The organism is Rhodoferax ferrireducens, from assembly GCF_003347515.1.
Lineage (GTDB): Bacteria > Pseudomonadota > Gammaproteobacteria > Burkholderiales > Burkholderiaceae_C > Rhodoferax.
Genome location: NZ_QEII01000290.1, coordinates 207,924 through 225,530, shown reverse-complemented (window position 1 = coordinate 225,530; position 17,607 = coordinate 207,924). Strand labels below are relative to the sequence as shown.

General features: G+C 55.8%; 21 protein-coding genes. 10 read left to right on the top strand and 11 right to left on the bottom strand.

What is annotated here, in order from left to right; all coding sequences use genetic code 11:
- Window positions 1-3: 3 nt before the first annotated feature.
- From C5P05_RS33770 to icd, 8 genes are all read right to left on the bottom strand, one after another.
- Window positions 4-846: a TRAFAC clade GTPase domain-containing protein gene (locus C5P05_RS33770; RefSeq protein ID WP_157979384.1), complete on the bottom strand. Its 843-nt coding sequence runs from the start codon at window positions 844-846 to the stop codon at window positions 4-6.
- Complete coding sequence (locus C5P05_RS33765) at window positions 843-1,856, bottom strand: TRAFAC clade GTPase domain-containing protein (RefSeq protein ID WP_157979383.1); 1,014 nt, start codon at window positions 1,854-1,856, stop codon at window positions 843-845. Before C5P05_RS33765 ends, C5P05_RS33770 begins: the two co-directional genes overlap by 4 nt.
- 56 nt (window positions 1,857-1,912) lie before the next feature.
- The gene (locus C5P05_RS18645; protein ID WP_114971318.1) at window positions 1,913-2,995 is read right to left on the bottom strand and encodes a GTPase-associated system all-helical protein GASH; all 1,083 of its coding nucleotides are present in this window, start codon (window positions 2,993-2,995) and stop codon (window positions 1,913-1,915) included.
- A gap of 12 nt (window positions 2,996-3,007) precedes the next feature.
- Window positions 3,008-4,315, bottom strand: coding sequence for a metallophosphoesterase (locus tag C5P05_RS18640; RefSeq protein ID WP_114971317.1), 1,308 nt, complete (start codon window positions 4,313-4,315; stop codon window positions 3,008-3,010).
- A gap of 124 nt (window positions 4,316-4,439) precedes the next feature.
- Complete coding sequence (locus C5P05_RS18635; protein WP_114971316.1) at window positions 4,440-4,772, bottom strand: helix-turn-helix domain-containing protein; 333 nt, start codon at window positions 4,770-4,772, stop codon at window positions 4,440-4,442.
- On the bottom strand, window positions 4,769-5,062 hold the full coding sequence (locus tag C5P05_RS18630; RefSeq protein ID WP_232834567.1) for a type II toxin-antitoxin system RelE/ParE family toxin: 294 nt from the start codon (window positions 5,060-5,062) through the stop codon (window positions 4,769-4,771). Before C5P05_RS18630 ends, C5P05_RS18635 begins: the two co-directional genes overlap by 4 nt.
- A 208-nt stretch (window positions 5,063-5,270) precedes the next feature.
- Window positions 5,271-6,554, bottom strand: coding sequence for a tyrosine-type recombinase/integrase (locus C5P05_RS18625; protein ID WP_114971315.1), 1,284 nt, complete (start codon window positions 6,552-6,554; stop codon window positions 5,271-5,273).
- A gap of 196 nt (window positions 6,555-6,750) precedes the next feature.
- Window positions 6,751-8,004, bottom strand: coding sequence for an NADP-dependent isocitrate dehydrogenase (gene icd, locus C5P05_RS18620; protein ID WP_114971314.1), 1,254 nt, complete (start codon window positions 8,002-8,004; stop codon window positions 6,751-6,753).
- A 215-nt stretch (window positions 8,005-8,219) separates the two neighbouring features.
- Here icd and C5P05_RS18615 point away from each other — a divergent pair, with 215 nt between their 5' ends.
- Both C5P05_RS18615 and C5P05_RS18610 read left to right on the top strand, forming a co-directional pair.
- The gene (locus tag C5P05_RS18615; RefSeq protein WP_114971313.1) at window positions 8,220-8,546 is read left to right on the top strand and encodes a cell envelope biogenesis protein TolA; all 327 of its coding nucleotides are present in this window, start codon (window positions 8,220-8,222) and stop codon (window positions 8,544-8,546) included.
- A gap of 105 nt (window positions 8,547-8,651) precedes the next feature.
- On the top strand, window positions 8,652-9,104 hold the full coding sequence (locus C5P05_RS18610; protein WP_114971312.1) for a DUF192 domain-containing protein: 453 nt from the start codon (window positions 8,652-8,654) through the stop codon (window positions 9,102-9,104).
- Window positions 9,105-9,209: 105 nt separating this feature from the next.
- Here C5P05_RS18610 and C5P05_RS18605 read toward each other — a convergent pair whose 3' ends face one another.
- Together C5P05_RS18605 and xseA are read right to left on the bottom strand one after the other, a co-directional pair.
- Complete coding sequence (locus tag C5P05_RS18605) at window positions 9,210-9,791, bottom strand: superoxide dismutase (RefSeq protein ID WP_114971311.1); 582 nt, start codon at window positions 9,789-9,791, stop codon at window positions 9,210-9,212.
- Between the two features lie 51 nt (window positions 9,792-9,842).
- Window positions 9,843-11,189 carry an exodeoxyribonuclease VII large subunit gene (gene xseA, locus C5P05_RS18600; protein WP_114971310.1) on the bottom strand — a complete coding sequence of 449 codons (1,347 nt, stop codon included), beginning with the start codon at window positions 11,187-11,189 and terminating at the stop codon, window positions 9,843-9,845.
- Window positions 11,190-11,539: 350 nt separating this feature from the next.
- Between xseA and C5P05_RS18595 the strand changes: the two genes are divergently transcribed.
- The 6 genes from C5P05_RS18595 (at window position 11,540) to adk (ending at window position 15,378) form a co-directional block, all read left to right on the top strand.
- Entirely contained in the window at window positions 11,540-12,169 is a 630-nt protein-coding gene (locus tag C5P05_RS18595; RefSeq protein ID WP_114971309.1) for a MotA/TolQ/ExbB proton channel family protein, read from the top strand.
- Between the two features lie 22 nt (window positions 12,170-12,191).
- Complete coding sequence (locus tag C5P05_RS18590) at window positions 12,192-12,620, top strand: ExbD/TolR family protein (protein ID WP_114971308.1); 429 nt, start codon at window positions 12,192-12,194, stop codon at window positions 12,618-12,620.
- Window positions 12,621-12,624: 4 nt separating this feature from the next.
- On the top strand, window positions 12,625-13,683 hold the full coding sequence (lpxK, locus tag C5P05_RS18585) for a tetraacyldisaccharide 4'-kinase (protein WP_114971307.1): 1,059 nt from the start codon (window positions 12,625-12,627) through the stop codon (window positions 13,681-13,683).
- Window positions 13,664-13,846, top strand: a complete 183-nt coding sequence (locus C5P05_RS18580; RefSeq protein ID WP_114971306.1) for a Trm112 family protein — start codon at window positions 13,664-13,666, stop codon at window positions 13,844-13,846. Before lpxK ends, C5P05_RS18580 begins: the two co-directional genes overlap by 20 nt.
- Window positions 13,843-14,598: a 3-deoxy-manno-octulosonate cytidylyltransferase gene (gene kdsB / locus C5P05_RS18575; RefSeq protein WP_114971305.1), complete on the top strand. Its 756-nt coding sequence runs from the start codon at window positions 13,843-13,845 to the stop codon at window positions 14,596-14,598. Before C5P05_RS18580 ends, kdsB begins: the two co-directional genes overlap by 4 nt.
- A 123-nt stretch (window positions 14,599-14,721) precedes the next feature.
- On the top strand, window positions 14,722-15,378 hold the full coding sequence (adk, locus tag C5P05_RS18570; RefSeq protein ID WP_114971304.1) for an adenylate kinase: 657 nt from the start codon (window positions 14,722-14,724) through the stop codon (window positions 15,376-15,378).
- A gap of 32 nt (window positions 15,379-15,410) precedes the next feature.
- Here adk and C5P05_RS18565 read toward each other — a convergent pair whose 3' ends face one another.
- On the bottom strand, window positions 15,411-16,430 hold the full coding sequence (locus C5P05_RS18565) for an asparaginase (protein ID WP_232834566.1): 1,020 nt from the start codon (window positions 16,428-16,430) through the stop codon (window positions 15,411-15,413).
- A 100-nt stretch (window positions 16,431-16,530) separates the two neighbouring features.
- Between C5P05_RS18565 and lexA the strand changes: the two genes are divergently transcribed.
- Window positions 16,531-17,205 (top strand): transcriptional repressor LexA, encoded by a 675-nt coding sequence (gene lexA, locus C5P05_RS18560; protein WP_114971303.1) that lies wholly within the window; start codon window positions 16,531-16,533, stop codon window positions 17,203-17,205.
- 189 nt (window positions 17,206-17,394) lie between these two features.
- Window positions 17,395-17,553, top strand: a complete 159-nt coding sequence (locus C5P05_RS34605; protein ID WP_232834565.1) for a hypothetical protein — start codon at window positions 17,395-17,397, stop codon at window positions 17,551-17,553.
- The last annotated feature ends 54 nt before the right edge of the window (window positions 17,554-17,607 follow it).

Genomic DNA, 17,607 nt, shown 5'->3' with positions numbered 1-17,607 from the left:
ATCTCATTCACTGGACATCAACCAAGCAATTGGGCTCGTCAGATCGTGAGGATCAGTTTCGGGGCCAACGCAACGAATGCGCGTACTAGGCGTTTTTACAACCAGATCGCTTTTCCGATCACTGGTAACGTCACCGCCTTGAGCTGAAACGCCATATATTCGGAATTCAAAACTACCGGGATTTGAGTACAGGAATTGATGCAGCAACGGAAGCTCTCTTTGCAGCCAATACGCTGGTTCAAGATCAGGTGTTTGAATTACATCCCAAGCTGAAACTACGATCGCAACTCGACGGATACCAGGTCGAAACGGCAAACGCTGTAGAAATTGCAAAAGATCAACCAGGTTCACCTGCGTGGAGACCATTTCTGGCGTCCACTCACGATGTTCTTCAGGTTTTTCTATAACCACTTCTCCGGGCACTAGGGGGGCGATATCGAGAATCGTCATTCCATTCGACGGGCCATCTGCCGTAACGAATAACAAGATGCCACCCGAACCCTCAAAACCTCCCACGTAATCGGGTGTGCATGAACGTGTGGACAGCTGACGCTCAAACGATTCGCCCGACAGATCCGGGAAATGCAATACAGCTTTTTTCCCGCTTGCAGTTTCTTTCACATGAATAGAAACCTTGACCTCAGCCGCCATGGAGGTTCTCGGAACCTCTTCGCATCTGCGCCAAGCTTCGACAATGGTATTGAGATGGGTATGATCGCCAACCAATTTATCCAGCACAAACTTACTAGACACTTCATTTGCGTCCAACAAATGCCAGAGTGCTGCCAAGAAGGTGGTCTTACCTGAGCCGGGCAGCCCAATGATCGAATGCTGAAACGATGTCATATTAAGTCTCCCATTGGTGTACGCGACAGCAAACGATCAAACTCGGTACTCAAGGGGATTCGAAGAGGGACACGTGTTACGGCCGTAGTAATGGAAGCACACCAACTTGCCAATAATTGCTCCACCCCATGGGCGGGAGAAAATCCACCATGTGGGTCACGCGCAGCGATTTCCCAAAAAGACAGTTCGCCAAGGCGTCCACCAAAGTCATTTTGGAGCCCGGTACGGAATTGCTCCAGCTGAGTATCGAGCACTTGTTTGCCGGGGACTGCTGCCAGTAGGTCGACTTTCGTCGTAACCACCTGAACTCGAGAAGCATCCAAGAGAGCCCCACCATCAAGAAATGCACGAAGGGTTTGCCGGACAGATTGCATTGCGCCAGAACGATGGATGGGGTCAGCGATGCGGCTGCCGTCCATCAACAAGACAACATGCTGCGCCTTCTTTACTTCAATCAATTGGGACACGATATCCGAATTATTGCGAGCTTTTTGATATTGCTCACCTGCTCTATCCGAAAGCATTAATTCAACCCGCGCCTGCAGATCTTCGCTAGACACAAGTGAAAAATGAAAATACGTTAGCCCATCTGAAAGTGACGTTCGCAAAGTATCAGGAGCCACGCGACCTGAATCGATTCGCGAGTGATGTGACTTTTTCTCTAACCCAACCAGCGTGCGACTTCCAGCAAAAAGATGACCAGCAAAACTCCCCCGCAAGAACCTGTCATATAGACAACAAATCAAGGTAGTCTTGCCGCTATCGAATTCACCAACAATGGTGACAAATCGAGCCGGTTTCCAAAGCAAAAACTGATCTATTTCTGCCGGAGTAAGCGCCTCGCCTGAATGCAAAGGAATGCGAGTTGGCTCTACGGATTGCTGAGCGTCGGATGATTCTGCATTGTCTTCATCTTCGAAATCGTCCAGAGTATCGTCGGTTGCTTGGCCAAAAAAGGGGCATGACTCCGAAGGAGTATGGCCTTCGACGCAAACCCCAGTTTTCGACACATCACATTCCGGCCTCCCACATCTATGCGATTGAGCAATTACGACCATGTTCCGCCTCAATCAACTTGCGAGAGCAAGAGCGACTCACGATAGACTTGCATCGCAAGCTCAATCGGCGATAACGTTAGCGTGGCATCCAGTCCAGAGGCCTTTTTGAATGCTGTAAGCCATGCACCGTCACCGCCAATATCATCAGCTTTCGTCAAAGCGGTCAAAATGGGACAGATGTCGCCAACCATGCTGACGTTTTTGGGAATTGCCAGTCGCTGAAACACACCAGCAGGTAATGCTTCAACAGCCGATCTCAAGGATATTTTTTCGTCTCCTCCAGAACGAGAGCCGATTACAAGACGCTGCAAGATAGCGGGAGCAGCCGCAGGTCCACTTTTTCCTTGAGTCAAATGCGCCAGATCAAGTCCCGCCATGAGGGCAGCCAGGCCCACGTCCATATCTGCGAATGGCTTATCAAGGGAACGGCTCCAACCACCGATGTACCACCACAGCATGCTGACCTCTTCCCTCAGGTCGCGCACCTGCTCGGCCAATGGAGAAATCACGGAGAAAACCTGACTGGCAAGGGCATTGGATGCTTCGAAAGATTCACTGCCGGCTAACTTTATAGCTTCACCGGTTTTGGGCCAGTCAGGCGCTGTCAAAAGAACGTCTACTGATGCAGCAAGCTTACCCTTTGCGGGTTGTTTGATTTTATTGACATCAGCGGCATTTTTTTGCCGAGATGCGACCGAGTTGGCGGCGATTGCTTGCCGAGCGTCTTCAACGAACTCAGGGTGTACCAGCGGAGTTCGATTTCCACCTAGAGCGGTCACAACAGGTGCTAGGCCAGCAAGGACATTGCCATCTTCCAATGCTGCTGCGAGTAGGCAGGCTGAAAGAACCGAAGCCTCGCGCTCATTGTCAAGCATGCTAAAGCTGGGATCCGTCTCCAAAAACGCATCCCGGAACCAATCAGTTCCATCTGGCACGGGAAGACCGAAGTACAACCTAGTCAGGTCCAGCAACGCATTTGAGCCGATATCCTTTCGCAGTTTATCGAAGGGCGCTTGCCGCAACCGGATGATCTCCGGTCCCGGAGCAAGTCCAGCCGCTTTGTATTGATCCGCGAAGTTATAACTGGGCATTGTGTCGTCTCCTCATTTATTTTTACTGACCATTGCTGTCGCTGCGGTGATTTCAGTATCCAAGTCACCAATCAAATTTCGATCCCGAGCGCGCTCGAACACGCGACGGAAACGGACAAAATCAGGCTGATTCAAGTCTTCATCCTCAAGCAGACCTAACTTCCCTGCGATTGCAGATTTTTGACTAAAAGTTAGCTTGAAAAAACGTACGCTGATGTTTCGCAGTGTATCCATGGGGTCTCTCCCTGCGGTTTGTAGCTCCACCGTCGGACCGTCGACTTCAGAATGTGCCGACTCCGTAGTGCTTGCTGTGCCGGCTGCTTGCGCTGGGGTTGCTGTCCAACCATCAAGACTGAATTTTTGCTGAAAAACATCTTTATCACCTTTCATCTTGGCTCGAAACTGCCCGGGCCTGGATTGCCAGATTCGGATATGTGCGGTTACGATGAGTTGACGTTCCGGACCAGAATTGTTTACTTCCAATTCGATGAGGTTATAGCCCGGTTCCCAGCCAGGTTCGGTGCGATCAGGGTGAGCAGCACTGGCCGAGATGCGAACGGAGTCATGATGTTGTTCGATTCGGCTTGTATGCTCATGACCAAACAATTGAATTCGCACAACATCGTTGAGGTGGTCTTTCAATACTTCTCCATTCTTGAGCCATGTGAACGGATGATGGCAAAGGGCCACATGTTCTACACCACGCTCCCTTATTATCTGGAAGCAAGCAGGGTCGACATACAAGTCGCCAGCCTTGTCGGCATGACTTGAGACAATTGCGGAATTCAACCCAGTGAGTCGTAAAGTTGACCCATCGTTCAATTTCAAATCTCGTCTGGCAATTGTCTGCATCGGCGCGCTCACGTCGCAAAAAAATTGACCCGCAAACAGATTAAATTCATCTAGAGGCGCATACAGTACTCGACTCGTCTCTGAGTCAAGAAGAAGTCCCCGCAGTACTCCATCGAGGAATAACGGATTTGTGGATTTGATTTGTTCATGAAGCGCCTGAACCATTGGTTTAGACGCCATGCTTCGAACGACATCATGATTACCTGGAATGACGAAAACGCTCTCGGTCGTGGTGCCGCAGTTCGTGGCCAGTTTTTCAAGCCATGAGAGCGCGAACGCATACTCGTCGGCATGAGCGGCGTACGCGATGTCTCCAGAAATTAATATTGCGGATGGTGCCTTGCCCAAACGCTGGCACATATTCTCGGCATCGCGGAGGAGTTCGTTGCGAAGGTGACAATTGGGGTCCATTGGAGTCCCAATTTCCTCCCTTCGAAAATGAATATCTGAAAGATGAAGAAGTAGCACCAGTTAAGCCTTGTTTTTTTATTGAGAGATCGAATATTTTCGAGGCCTTGAACAATCTTCGCAAAACCTATTCTTTTATTGTCCATGCAACACACAATATTGGTCTTACGCTTGTGGCGCACTTTTACCCAATAGCCAACCGAACCGGCTTCCCCACACGACTCAACATATTGACCAGTGTGTCTATTGTGAACTTGCTAACCTTCATGTTCACCACGTCTGACACTCGCGGCCGTGAAACCATCAAAATTTCCGCTGCATCAGCCTGTTTCAGATGGTTGTCTGCGATCCATCTGGATAATTCAACCATCAACTGCTCTTTCAGCACCTTCGTGTCATTGATCTGCTGTTGCGATTCCATCTGGAGCCTATCAGCTTCATCTGGAGCAAATCCCAATTCACGAAACAGGTTCACCCCGGGCTTCGTAACGTGACGGACTTTGATATCAATCGTCATTTCTTGGCCTTTCTTTCTCTCACAACGGCACGGTAGCGTGCCTCGGCGATGTCTTTGTCATGTTTGGTCGTCGCTTCCGTCTTTTTCTGGAAGCAATGCAGGACATACACAGCTTCTTCGAACTTCGCGACGTACATGACACGGTAAATGCCCTGACTGTCTTTAATGCGGATTTCTTTCGTACCCGCGCCCACATCGTCAAACGGCTTCCAGTCCTCCGGCTCCAAGCCAGCTTGCACTTTACCCAACTGAAAACCAGCCTTTTTCCTGGGTTCGCTGGGAAACGCCAATAAGTCTCCATATGAGGACCCTAGTCAGCGAATCTCTTTGTCTGCTTCATGGCGACTCATGGCACTTCCGATTGTACAAAATTTTATACAAAATAAAAAAGGAAATCAAGGCAGACAGGCGTTGCCAGAAACTCAAATTTCGCGATTGAATTCTAAAAATATTCATCGTAGAGGCAGAGCGAGCACCGCCCTTCAACATCTGCACCGATCAGCCTTCTGTCCCTGTATACAACAAAGATGATTGTTGGACTGTTTCTGCGACCTTCTGCTGATCGACTGCACTGGTCGCGGCAAGCCGATCAATCTGATCGGCAAGGTATTGAAGAGCCCGGCGCCGCTCCTCTGGCAGTTCGTGATGATGGTAAGCCGCTGCGGTATGGTTTCGCTCCGCATGGGCAAGCAGCAGTTCGACAACTTCCCGACCAAACCCATGCTCTCGCAGGAGAGTCGCCGCAGTCCCCCGTGTGCCATGCGGGGAAAATTCCTCGACGCCAAAATCAAGGCGTTTGAAAAAATGATTCAGCGTGACATCGCCAAGAGGAACCGCCCCGCGCAACACCGATGGAAAAACATAGCCCCGCGCCTCACCAATCGCCTTGAGAAACCTGAATATTTCGAGTGCCTGACTGGACAGGTACACCCGATGCGGCTGCTTCATCTTCATCCGACCGGCTGGGATCTCCCAAACAGCCTTATCCAAGTCAATTTCATCCCACGTTGCGCGCAGGACCTCCGACTTTCGGCACATGCTATACATCAGCATCTTGGTTGCCGCAATGGTGACGAAATGAGCCCCCTGCTTTTCCACGGATCGCCAAAAGGCACCGAGTTCTGCCTCTTTCAGGTGCTTGTGATGTGCCGCAGCTGGCACTTCGATCACGCCGCGCAAAGGGAGCGCGGGATTGACCTCTACCAGCAGTTTCTGGATGGCGTAGTTGTAGACCTGTTGAATGATGATGCGCACCCCCTCCGCCGTATTGGGGGTGGCACGCCGCGCCTCGATGATGGCCAAAACATGCAGGGGTTTGACCGTATTCAATGCTTTTGCGCCAATCTCCGGCCAGACAAACCGCTCCAGTCGCGATTCAATCTGCGCTCGATAAGTCTTTGACTTTGTTTTCAACCGCTCAGTGATCCACCGCTTGGAGAATGCCTCGAAATCATCATCGCCACCTTGCTTGGCTTTCAGATTTCGATCTTTACGCTCCTCCAGCTCCTTACGCCGAAGTTCGGCAGGATCTTCTCCGCGTTCAACCATGGCCCGGCACTCGAAGTGGCGGTCCCGGGCGTCAGCGACGCCAATCTCTGGAAATTTCCCGATCGATACCTCGCCTCGGGTGCATCCCAGTTTGTACTGGTAACGCCAACTCTTCGCGCCGCTGGGAATGATGAGCAGGTACAGCCCACCGCCATCGGTCAGCTTGTAAGGCTTCGCCTTCGGCTTGGCATTGTTGATTCGGGTCGGTGAAAGGGTGTAGTTTGTGTGTCTCATGGTGTCCTAGCCAGTCCAAGTTACGTTCCTCACAAGTGAGGAATTTGAAGGATTTCCTTACGGATTACCCTTACGATTGCCCTAACAAATGAAGGGATTTCGTGATTACGTATGGGACGAGCTAAAACAAAAGCCCTTGAATTTCACTAGGAAAATCAAGGGCTTACAGGACGTTATGAGACGTCGGGGGACAGGATCACATGTTGTCGATCATTACTTGACCAAAGCCAGAACAGCTGACTTGCGTCGCGCCATCCATCAAGCGGGCAAAATCATAGGTAACTTTCTTGCTGTCAATTGACTTTTTCATCGAGCTGATGATCAGGTCCGCTGCCTCAAACCAGCCCATATGCCGCAGCATCATCTCGGCAGACAGGATTTCGGAGCCGGGGTTGACATAATCTTTGCCCGCGTATTTGGGCGCCGTCCCGTGGGTTGCTTCAAAACAGGCTACGGAGTCAGACAAATTGGCGCCTGGGGCAATACCAATGCCACCCACTTGAGCCGCCAGCGCGTCGGATACGTAGTCGCCGTTGAGGTTGAGCGTTGCAATCACGCTGTATTCCGCAGGACGCAACAAAATTTGCTGCAGGAATGCGTCGGCAATCACGTCCTTGACGATGATGTCCTTGCCCGTTTTTGGATTTTTGAATTTCATCCAGGGGCCGCCATCAATCAACTCGGCGCCAAACTCCTTTTGAGCCAGACCGTAAGCCCAGTCACGGAAGCCGCCTTCGGTGAACTTCATGATGTTGCCCTTGTGCACGATAGTCAGGCTAGGCTTGTCATTGTCGATCGTGTACTGAAGTGCCTTGCGTACCAGGCGTTCAGTGCCTTCGCGCGAAACTGGCTTGATGCCAATGCCGGATGTGTTCGGGAAGCGGATCTTGGTGACACCCATTTCATCTTGCAGGAACTTGATCAACTTCTTGGCCTTGTCGGACTCAGCTTCAAATTCGATACCGGCATAAATGTCTTCGGAGTTTTCACGGAAGATCACCATGTTCGTCTTGTGGGGCTCTTTCACCGGGCTGGGCACGCCGTCAAAGTACTGGATCGGTCGCAGGCAAACATACAAGTCCAATTCCTGGCGAAGCGCCACATTGAGTGAGCGAATACCACCGCCGACAGGCGTGGTCAGCGGACCTTTGATGGACACGACATACTCGCGCAGGACTTTGATGGTTTCTTCTGGCAGCCACACATCGGGACCGTACACATTGGTGGACTTTTCACCGGCATAGACTTCCATCCAGTGAATTTTCTTCTTGCCACCGTATGCCTTGGCCACAGCCGCATCAACGACCTTGAGCATCACTGGCGTGATATCCAGACCAGTGCCATCGCCTTCAATGAACGGAATGATCGGCTGATCAGGCACGTTGAGTGAAAAGTCCGCATTGACGGTAATTTTTTGGCCTTCTGAGGGCACCTTGATGTGCTGGTACATGTAGTGAGGTCTCCATGAATGGGTTCAATTTGCGCGATTTTGGGTGCTGGAACCAAACAAAAATGCTGCTTCCGCCTGGTTCGAAGACGCTTTTAAATTTTAGTCCCAAATAATTACCAATTTCTGTCAACCCGGGGCAAATCAACCCCGTTACGGACAGACCTTCCAATGCATGGAAGGAGTTTCGAAATACCGATATCTCAAGGAAATTGCAAATGAACAAACTTCTCGCCGTTTTGGTTGCTGGTCTCTTCGCCGCTGGCGCATTCGCTCAAGCGTCGGCACCTGCCAAAGCTGCAGCACCTGCTGCACCCGCTGCTGTTGCAGCCCCCGCTGCCGCCGCGTCTGCTGCTGCCCCCGCCAAGGTAGATGCCAAGGCCGCCAAAGCCGAAAAAGCGGCTGCCGCCAAGGCTGCAAAAGCTGAAAAAGCCGCTGCTGCCAAGGCCGCCAAGGCCGAAAAAGTTGCTGCTGCCAAAGCTGCTAAAGCTGAAAAAGCTGCCGCCAAGAAGGCCGCTGCTTCAGCCCCCGCTGCTGCCAAGTAAAGAGCAGCCAAGAACTAATTCTTGGCGCTTTGATCGAAAAATGCCCGCTTGAAGCGGGCATTTTTTATGGCTGAATCTTTTTGATAGTTACGTCAAAATGTACCTATGAAACACATCTCTATTGGACTTCTCGGATTGGCCCTCACCCTGGGCCATTCAAGCTACGCGCAAAACGCACCGCAAATGGATCTTCAGCGCGTCAAGCTGTCGGCGGGCATGCACCTGATAGACACGCAAGTGGCTGCAACCCCCGAACAACGATCGATCGGACTCATGTTCCGCAAAGACATGCCGACTTCCGAAGGCATGTTGTTTGTATTCGAACAGGCGGCTCAGCAGTGCTTCTGGATGAAAAACACGGTGCTGCCCTTGAGCGCAGCCTTTGTGGCGGACGACGGCACCATTGTCAACCTGGCCGACATGAAACCACAGACCACCGATTCGCATTGTTCCGCGCAGCCGGTTCGCTATGTGCTGGAAATGAACCAGGGCTGGTTCGCCAAAAAGGGAATCAAGGCCGGATTCAAGCTTGGCGGGAAACCGTTTGAGACCAAGTGATGCTACCCTATAGATAGCATCATGCGCCCTACTCTTAAGCGCCAGAGGCCAATGAGGCATAAAAAAGCCACCGCATCACGGTGGCTTTTTTGATGACGGTGAAACTCAGGCGAAGTTGGCTTCGGCAAAGCTCCAGTTCACCAGCTTGTCAAGGAAGGTTTCGACATACTTGGGGCGCATATTGCGGTAGTCGATGTAGTAAGCGTGCTCCCACACGTCCACCGTCAGCAGGGCCTTGTCGGCCGTGGTCAGCGGTGTACCGGCGGCGCCCATGTTGACGATATCCACCGAGCCATCCACCTTCTTCACCAGCCAGGTCCAGCCGGAACCGAAGTTGCCTACGGCGGACTTCACGAAGGCGTCCTTGAACGCAGCATAAGAGCCCCACTTGGCATTGATGGCGGCCGCCAGCGCACCGCTTGGCTCGCCACCGCCGCTGGGCTTCATGCAGTTCCAGAAGAACGTGTGGTTCCAGATTTGCGCCGAGTTGTTGTAGATGCCGCCGCTGGACTTCTTGATGATCTCTTCCAGCGTCATGCTCTCAAACTCAGTGCCTTTTTGCAGGTTGTTCAGGTTGACGACATAAGCGTTGTGGTGCTTGCCATGGTGGTATTCCAGGGTTTCCTGGGAGTAGCTCGGCGCCAGGGCGTCAATTGCGTACGGCAGGGGGGGCAGGGTGTGTTCCATGATGACCTCTTGAGTTGGTTGAACGAAAAATTTTGATTGTAGAAACTTAGCTTAATCGATTTTTACCACTGTCAATTCAACCGTGCCATCTGCAAGGCTGCCCCGCACCAGTTGACCAACTTGGGTTTGCCGCACGCTGGTAATGGTTTTGCCTTCGGCGCTGGTCAGCCAGGCATAGCCGCGCTGCAACACCAGAGTCGGGTCCAGCAAGCCCAGGCGCAGCGCCGCTCGCTGCAGCCGCTCGTCCCGGCGGCTTAATGTCCGCTGCATCGCGTCTGGCAAAGCGTTCTGCAGGCGTTGCAGATCCTGCTGCCTCTGCTTCAAAAAATGGAGTGACGAGGACTGCAGTCGCTGTGCGCTGGCTGCCAGTCGCAGGCGTTGCCGGCCGACCAGTGCGGATGGTCGGCCCAATCGGGAAGAGGTCAAGTCAAGACGCTGACTTTGCTGGTCGAGGCGCCGCAACACCGCGTCCTGCAGGCGCCGCGCCGCGCCATCGATGGCGCCTAGCCAGACTTCGCGCGGTTGTGCGACCAGCTCGGCTGCGGCGGTGGGGGTTGGGGCCCGCAGGTCGGCCACAAAATCGGCAATGGAGAAGTCGGTCTCGTGCCCCACACCACAGATGATGGGCACCGGACTTTGCAGCATGGTGCGTGCCAGTTGCTCGTCGTTGAAAGCCCACAAATCCTCAATCGAGCCGCCGCCCCGCACCAGCAGAATCACGTCGATGACCGGGGCAGAATCATCGGCCTTTTTTCTTGTTTTTTTAGCTAAATCAGGCTCTAGCCCCCGTACCTCGGGCGTGAGTAGATATAAGTTTGATAGCGCCCTGATCAACTCCGCCGGCGCGTTGCCGCCTTGGACCGAGGCGGGCGCCACCACCACAGGAATGTGTGGCACACGCCGCTGCAAGGCCGTCATCACATCGTGCAGCGCCGCGGCACCCAGCGAGGTCACCACGCCAATGCCACGCGGCATCATCGGCAGCGGGCGTTTGCGGGCGGTGTCAAACAGACCCTCGGCTTCCAGTTTGGCCTTGAGCTTGAGAAACTGTTCAAACAACGCACCCTGCCCGGCCCGGATCACGCTTTCCACAATCAGCTGCAGGTCACCGCGGGGTTCGTACACGCCCAAGCGACCACGGACCTCGACCAGTTCACCATCGCGTGGAGAAAAATCCAGCAAGGTAGCGGCACGGCGAAACATGGCGCAGCGAATCTGGCCACTTTCGTCCTTCAGGGAAAAATAGCAATGCCCGCTGGACGCGCGGGAAAAGCCCGAAATCTCGCCGCGCACGGCGACCGGGTTAAATCTGGCATCCAGCGCGTCAGCAATGGCGCGGCACAGCGCCCCAACTTGCCAGATTCGTGGCGTCAATACGGGAGATTGGGGCTCAAACATCAATGGCAACAAGGGTTTCGGCGGAATTGAAGGAATGAATTCTCCACAGCAGTTGCCACTGCCAGCTTGGACGCGAAGCAACCCGCTGCTTGCTTGATCCCATGGTATATGTCATTGATTTCATTGAATATTTCATTGCCTAATTTGTCAGCAATCTGTCATAAGCCAAGCCCGCCGTGGCTTTGCATTACATCGCAAGCCACTTGCCCACAAAGTTATCCACAGAATCTGGGGTCAAGTGCAAGCAAATGTAACGCTGCAGGATGCGACACGAACCAGCGCCAATGCTTCGGCAATTACGGAGGCTTGGGCGATAATTGCGCGGCTTTTCATCTGCGCGGAGATTCCATTTGTTTTCAATCATACAAGCCGCAGGCTGGCCGATCTGGCCACTGGTTGCCTGCTCCATCCTGGCCTTGGCCCTCGTCATCGAGCGCTTTGTCAGCCTCAAGACCGCCAAGATAGCACCCCCCAAATTGCTCGACGAGGTGTTGAGTGTTTCGCGCGCTTCCGTGCCGGCGCCAGATGTAGTGACGCAACTGGAGCAAAACTCTGCCTTGGGCGAGGTCTTGGCCAGTGGTTTTCGGGCCCTCAATACCGACCCGCGCTGCAGCGAGGACGACCTTCGTTCCTCCATGGAGGGCGCCGGCCGGGTGGTTGCGCACCGTCTGGAGCGTTATCTCAACGCACTGGCCACGATCGCGTCGGCCGCGCCACTCATGGGGCTGTTTGGCACCGTCATCGGCATGATCGAGATTTTCGGTTCGCAGACGCCAGCCGGCGGCGCCACCGGGGGCAACCCGGCGCAGCTGGCGCACGGCATTTCCATTGCCTTGTACAACACCGCCTTTGGCCTGATCGTGGCCATTCCCTCCCTGATTTTCTGGCGCTACTTTCGGGGACGGGTCGATGAGTACCTGATGACACTCGAACTGGCATCCGAACGGCTGGTACGTCACCTGAATAACCTGCGCAAATGATGACCCCGCACGAAGGCCAAGCATGAATTTTCGTCCCCGGCTGCGTGAAGAGCCCGAAATCAACCTGATCCCGTTCATCGACGTGCTGCTGGTGGTGCTGATCTTCTTGATGCTGTCCACCACCTACAGCAAGTTCACCGAACTGCAACTCACGCTGCCCGTGGCCGACGCCGACGCACAGCGCGACTACCCGAAAGAGGTGCTGGTCACCGTGACCAGCGACGGGGCCTACGCGATCAACAAGGTATCCGTGGCGGGCCGCAGCGTGGATGCCCTTGCCGCAGCGCTGCTGGATGGCGCCAAGGCGGGCAAGGAATCGGTGGTGATCATCAGCGCCGATGCCAGCGCCAAGCACCAGGCCGTGGTCACAGTGATGGAAGCCGCCCGCCGATCGGGCCTGAGCCAAATTACCTTTGCCACCCAGTCCGCAACCCGGGTCGGGTCGAAGTAAATTCATGACGGGGGCCCTGCAGCAATCCCGGTTGCAGCGCATCCTGATCAGCGCCTGGACCCGGCGGGGCTGGCTGGCTTGGCTTTTGTGGCCGGTCGCGCTCTTGTTTGGCGCGCTCGCAGCGCTCAGACGTGGCCTGTATCGCACCGGATTGTTCAAGACTCAGCGCGTGCCGGCCCTGGTGATCGTCGTCGGTAACGTGGTGGCGGGCGGGTCCGGCAAGACGCCGGTCGTCATGGCGCTGGTGCGGCATTTGCAGGCCCGTGGTCTGCAGGCAGGCGTGATTTCGCGCGGCTATGGCCGCCAGGCAACAGACTGCCGCGAAGTTCTGGATGACAGCCCGATTGAGGACGTGGGCGATGAGCCGGCCCTGATCAAGCACGCCACCGCCGTCCCCGTGTTTGTGGCGGCCCGCCGTATCGAGGCCGCGAGAGCGCTGCTGGCGGCCTACCCGGATACGCAAATCATCGTCTGTGACGATGGCCTGCAACACCTGGGTCTGCAGCGCGACCTGGAAATCTGCGTTTTTGACGACCGGGGCATCGGCAACGGCTTTTTGCTGCCGGCCGGTCCGTTGCGCGAACCCTGGCCCCGCGCGGCGGACCTGGTGCTGCACACCGGTGCCCAACCAGCTTTTGGCGGTTTCACCGCCCAACGCACACTGGCCCGACACGCGCTGCGGGCCGATGGCAGCCAGGTCCGACTGGCCGACCTGGCGCAAGGTGGCGCAAGACCCCTGCTGGCGGTGGCGGCCATCGCCAAGCCAGAAGACTTCTTTGCCATGCTGCACGCTCAGGGTCTGCCGCTGGCGCGCACCATCGCGCTGCCGGATCACTATTCTTTTGATAGCTGGTTGCGCAATGAATACGCGGGCTACACCCTGATTTGTACCGAAAAAGACGCTGTCAAGCTGTGGCATCAACAGGCCGATGCGCTGGCCGTGCCCCTGGTCTTCACTCCCGAGCCGGCCTTCCTCGCCAAGCTCGACGGCTTGCTGTCAGTTTTGCTGGCGACCCGATTGAACCCAACGCTATCATCTCCCCATGGACACACGACTTCTTGAACTGCTGGTTTGCCCGGTCACCAAAGGACCTCTCGAATACGACCGCGAAAAACAGGAGTTGACCTCCCGCAGCGCGCGCCTCGCTTACCCGGTGCGAGACGGCATCCCCATCCTGCTGGAGAGTGAGGCACGCACGCTCACCGACGAGGAACTCGGGCTTTGAATTTCACCGTTCTCATTCCGGCCCGGCTGGCCTCGACCCGTCTGCCCAACAAGCCGCTGGCCGACATCGGTGGCGCGCCCATGGTGGTGCGGGTGGCCCAGCGGGTCATGTCGGTCACAGGCGCTTCGGGCCGCGTTCGGGTGGTGGTGGCTGCTGACAGTCCCTCGATCATCAGCGCCTGTCAGGCCCACGGCATTGATGCCTTGTTGACCCGTGCCGACCACCCTTCCGGCAGTGACCGGCTGGCGGAGGCCTGCCAGTTGCTGGGGCTCGGTGACGAGGAAATCGTGGTGAACGTTCAGGGTGACGAACCCCTGATTGATCCCTCGCTGGTGGGCGCGGTCGCGCAATTGCTGACCCAGCGGCCGGAAGCCAGCATGAGCACGGCAGCACACGCCATTGACAGTTGGGTCGACTTCACCAACCCCAATGTCGTCAAGGTCGTGCTTGACGCACGCGGGCTGGCCCTGTATTTCTCTCGTGCGCCGATCCCCTACTGGCGGGATCAGCCAGGCACATTGCCCAGCCCGGCGCCCTTGCGTCACATTGGCATCTATGGCTATCGGGTGGGGTTTTTGCGGCAGTTTCCAAGCCTGCCGCAAGCCCCCATCGAGATCACGGAAGCGCTGGAGCAGCTGCGCGCCATGTGGCATGGTCATCGAATTGCGGTTCACGTGGCAGCGCATGCGCCCGGCCCCGGGGTAGACACACCCGAAGACCTGGAGCGCGTGCGTCGCCTGTTCGGCTCTTGAATACCGGCTGTAAGGCAGCCAGAAGCTGTCGCATGCTATTCTCGAAATAAACGAAGTATTGCGGTCGGCTTGGACAAGGCCACGGCAATACTGCCTGATTTCAATAAATTCCTAAGGCCATCCATGAGACTCATCCTGTTGGGCGCACCCGGCGCTGGCAAAGGCACGCAAGCCACATTCATCTGCCAGAAATACGGCATTCCACAAATCTCCACGGGTGACATGCTGCGCGCCGCCGTCAAGGCCGGCACGCCCTTGGGCATTGAAGCCAAAAAAGTGATGGACGCAGGTGGTCTGGTCAGCGACGACCTGATCATCAACCTGGTGAAGGAGCGCATTGCCCAGCCCGACTGCGCAGCGGGCTTCCTGTTTGACGGCTTCCCACGCACCATCCCGCAAGCCGATGCCATGAAGGCCGCCGGCGTCAAGCTCGATTACGTGCTGGAGATTGACGTGCCGTTTGAGGCCATCGTCGAGCGCATGAGCGGACGCCGCTCGCACGCGGCATCGGGTCGCACCTACCACGTCAAGTTCAACCCGCCCAAAGTTGAAGGCGTGGACGATCTCACCGGTGAACCCCTGATTCAGCGCGCGGACGACAAGGAAGAAACCGTCAAGAAGCGCCTGGACGTATACAGCGCCCAAACCCGCCCGCTGGTCGACTATTACGCCAACTGGGCCAAGGCCGACCCTAGCACTGCCCCCAAATATCGCGCCATCAGCGGCACCGGTGGCGTGGATGAGATCACCGCCAGGGCCTTTGCCGCACTGGCGAGCTGATCACTGCGGCAACCGGCCGTAGCGGGTCGGCATCAACGCATCAACGCGAGCATCAATGCCACTCGCGCCTTCACGGGCGAAAGTCCCCGCGAATCGGGGAAGGCACTGGCCGGCGTGGGCAATACGCGCCCGCTGGCGCAGCGGGTGGCCAGCACAACCGTCACACCCGCAGCGTGCGCCCTGAGCAAGGCCGCTTCAAGGTCGCGGTGCACGGTGCCATTGCCGGTGGCCGCCACCACCAGTCCACGCAAGGGCGCCACATCCGAATGCTGTGCGCCATTTTGCGAAGCCTGGGACCCATGAGAAACGAGGGCATCCACGATGGCGCCACTCGCGCCAGCGTAGTTCATCACAATCTCCACGCGCGGCCAGAGACTCATTTTTGCTAGTTTTTCAATAGCTACTTGCGCACTAGCCGCCTGGGCTAGAGGCCAATTTCTTAGCAAACGAACGCGTCCTTCCTCGATATAACCCAGGGGGCCCGCGTCGCCCGAATTGAAGGCATCAACCCGGTAGGTATGGATTTTTTGCACATCCACCGCCCCATGAACGGTGCCGGCACACACGGCGACCACGCCAGACGCCCCCGGCGTTAGGGTGACGGCCACGGCATCCATCAGGTTTTGCGGACCGTCAGGCGCCGCACTGGAGGCCGGACGCATGGCACAGGTCAACACCACCGGTTTGCTGGCCAGCAGCGCCGAGGGCAGCACGGCATGCAAAAAATAAGCGGTTTCTTCCAGCGTATCGGTGCCGTGGGTGATGACGACGCCACGCACATCCGCTTGCATCAGGTAATGGTTCACCCGCAAGGCCAGCTGCTGCCAGACCGGAAAACTCATATCCTTGCTGTCGATTTGGGCAACTTGCTCGCTCACCAGCAAGCGGCCTGCCAAGACCTTTGACAGACCGGGAATGGCGCCCAGCAACTGGTCGACACCCACCTGGGCGGCGGTGTACCCAATGTTGTCGGAAACATTGGACGCGGTACCGGCAATCGTGCCTCCCGTGCCCAAAACAACAACTTTTTCATTCACGTTGGTTGACGTCACTTGCAAACTTTCAAAAACTGGTTAAAAATACAGTTACTGGATATCAAGACAGTGTGTATAGACCGACAGTAAGACCCTACCCTACTTTAAAGGAGTCACCATGCTTGAAAGCCCGAAACTCACAGCCCGCCAGCAACAGATTCTGGACCTCATCCAGAGTGCCATTGCCCGCACCGGTGCCCCGCCCACCCGGGCCGAGATCGCTTCCGAACTGGGATTCAAGTCCGCCAACGCGGCCGAAGAGCACTTGCAGGCCCTGGCGCGCAAAGGCGTGATTGAGCTGGTCAGTGGTACCTCGCGTGGCATCCGCCTCAAGAGTGACGCCCTGCGCTCCATCAATGAATCCCGTAACAAGCAATACTCCCTAACGCTGCCAGGCATGACCCAACTGGCCTTGCCCCTGATTGGACGGGTCGCAGCAGGCTCCCCCATTCTCGCGCAAGAACACATCGACCAGACCTATTACCTGGAGAACAGCCTGTTCCAGCACAAGCCGGACTACCTGCTCAAGGTGCGCGGCATGTCCATGCGAGACGCCGGCATCATGGACGGTGACTTGCTCGCGGTGCAATCCACCAAAGAAGCCAAAAATGGCCAGATTGTGGTGGCTCGCCTGGGCGATGAAGTGACCGTTAAACGCTTTAGGCGCAACAAAGATGTGATCGAACTGCACCCTGAAAACCCCGACTACCAGACCATTGTGGTTGAGCCCGGGGAACCGTTTGAAATTGAAGGTCTGGCGGTTGGCCTCATTCGCAACACCATGCTGATGTAGGCATTGATAGAAAGGTATCAAATGAGTACTGCATTATTTGCTGTTCCCGGCGTTTTGGCCCCCCTGCAGGGTTTGTGGCGCTGGCTCGTGCCCGCCACATCGCACTCACGCCTGGACAAACGCGGTCGCGAAATTGCTATAAATTCAATAGCTCTCAACAGCCGTCGCGCAGGGGCTGAGCTTCATACTGTGTCTAAGACATCAACATGCAGACCGCTACGCGTCGTGCGCATCCTGGAAGCCGGCCAGGCGCCCGCCAACGTGGGGCGTATGGTGATCTCGGGCCGCATGGCCGATGTGTGCGCCGAGCTGGACCGCCTGGCGGCGCGCGAAGCGGCACTTCACTGAACCGGATCAATCGCACTATTTACATACCGTAACGGGAGGAAGACAGCCCCGTCG

What these genes read in the sequence shown, in the direction of transcription:
- lexA (WP_114971303.1), top strand. Translation starts at nt 16,531, where the DNA reads ATGCTTGAAAGCCCGAAACTCACAGCCCGCCAGCAACAGATTCTGGAC.
- C5P05_RS18625 (WP_114971315.1), bottom strand. Translation starts at nt 6,554, where the DNA reads ATGAGACACACAAACTACACCCTTTCACCGACCCGAATCAACAATGCC.
- C5P05_RS18645 (WP_114971318.1), bottom strand. Translation starts at nt 2,995, where the DNA reads ATGCCCAGTTATAACTTCGCGGATCAATACAAAGCGGCTGGACTTGCT.
- xseA (WP_114971310.1), bottom strand. Translation starts at nt 11,189, where the DNA reads ATGTTTGAGCCCCAATCTCCCGTATTGACGCCACGAATCTGGCAAGTT.
- C5P05_RS18580 (WP_114971306.1), top strand. Translation starts at nt 13,664, where the DNA reads ATGGACACACGACTTCTTGAACTGCTGGTTTGCCCGGTCACCAAAGGA.
- C5P05_RS18610 (WP_114971312.1), top strand. Translation starts at nt 8,652, where the DNA reads ATGAAACACATCTCTATTGGACTTCTCGGATTGGCCCTCACCCTGGGC.
- icd (WP_114971314.1), bottom strand. Translation starts at nt 8,004, where the DNA reads ATGTACCAGCACATCAAGGTGCCCTCAGAAGGCCAAAAAATTACCGTC.
- adk (WP_114971304.1), top strand. Translation starts at nt 14,722, where the DNA reads ATGAGACTCATCCTGTTGGGCGCACCCGGCGCTGGCAAAGGCACGCAA.
- C5P05_RS33770 (WP_157979384.1), bottom strand. Translation starts at nt 846, where the DNA reads ATGACATCGTTTCAGCATTCGATCATTGGGCTGCCCGGCTCAGGTAAG.
- C5P05_RS18635 (WP_114971316.1), bottom strand. Translation starts at nt 4,772, where the DNA reads ATGACGATTGATATCAAAGTCCGTCACGTTACGAAGCCCGGGGTGAAC.
- lpxK (WP_114971307.1), top strand. Translation starts at nt 12,625, where the DNA reads ATGACGGGGGCCCTGCAGCAATCCCGGTTGCAGCGCATCCTGATCAGC.
- C5P05_RS18590 (WP_114971308.1), top strand. Translation starts at nt 12,192, where the DNA reads ATGAATTTTCGTCCCCGGCTGCGTGAAGAGCCCGAAATCAACCTGATC.
- C5P05_RS18605 (WP_114971311.1), bottom strand. Translation starts at nt 9,791, where the DNA reads ATGGAACACACCCTGCCCCCCCTGCCGTACGCAATTGACGCCCTGGCG.
- C5P05_RS18615 (WP_114971313.1), top strand. Translation starts at nt 8,220, where the DNA reads ATGAACAAACTTCTCGCCGTTTTGGTTGCTGGTCTCTTCGCCGCTGGC.